Below are 643 nucleotides of genomic sequence, written 5' to 3' on the forward strand. Positions count from 1 at the left end.
ATGTCCATGTCCTTGGGGTCCACGAAGACGGCGACCGCGATCGGGGAGCTGCCGTCCTTGTCCTTGGCGTAGGAGACGAACCAGGCGTAGGGGCGCTCGTCCTTGACGTCGGCGCCGTGCTGGGCGGTGCCGGTCTTGCCGCCGACCGTGACGCCGTCGATCTTCGCCTTCGAGGCGGTGCCGTCCGAGACGGTGTACTCCATCATCTCCTGCACCTTCTTCGCGGTGTCCTCGGAGACGGCCTGCGGGTCCTTCGGGTTCAGCGGGGCCGGCTCGAACTTCTCGATCGCGGAGAGGTCGGGGCCGCGCAGTTCCTCGACCATGTACGGCTTCATCAGCTTGCCGTTGTTGGCGAGCCCGGCGGTGACCATGGCCATCTGGAGCGGGGTGCTGGTCAGGCTGCCCTGGCCCATACCGGTCAGCGCAGTCTGCGGCTGGTCGAGCTTGGCGGGGTAGAGGCTCTCCGCCGAGCGGACGGGCGTGAACTGCTCCTTGTTGAAACCGAACTTCTCCGCCGTCTCGCGCATCTTGTCCGTGCCGATCTTGTGCGCGGCGTCCAGGAAGACGTTGTTGCAGGACCACTGCATACCGGTCTTCAGCGACGCCTTGTCGCAGGGCGCGGACGGGATGTCGTTGCCGACCT

General features: G+C 66.4%; 1 protein-coding gene. It reads right to left on the reverse strand.

All coding sequences use genetic code 11. The features are described 5' to 3' along the window. On the reverse strand, nt 1-643 hold a 643-nt coding region (locus ACLJWH_RS41965), incomplete at both ends, for a penicillin-binding transpeptidase domain-containing protein (protein ID WP_411147074.1).

The sequence above is a fragment of the Streptomyces sp. x-80 genome, from assembly GCF_046549095.1.
Classification (GTDB): domain Bacteria; phylum Actinomycetota; class Actinomycetes; order Streptomycetales; family Streptomycetaceae; genus Streptomyces; species Streptomyces celluloflavus.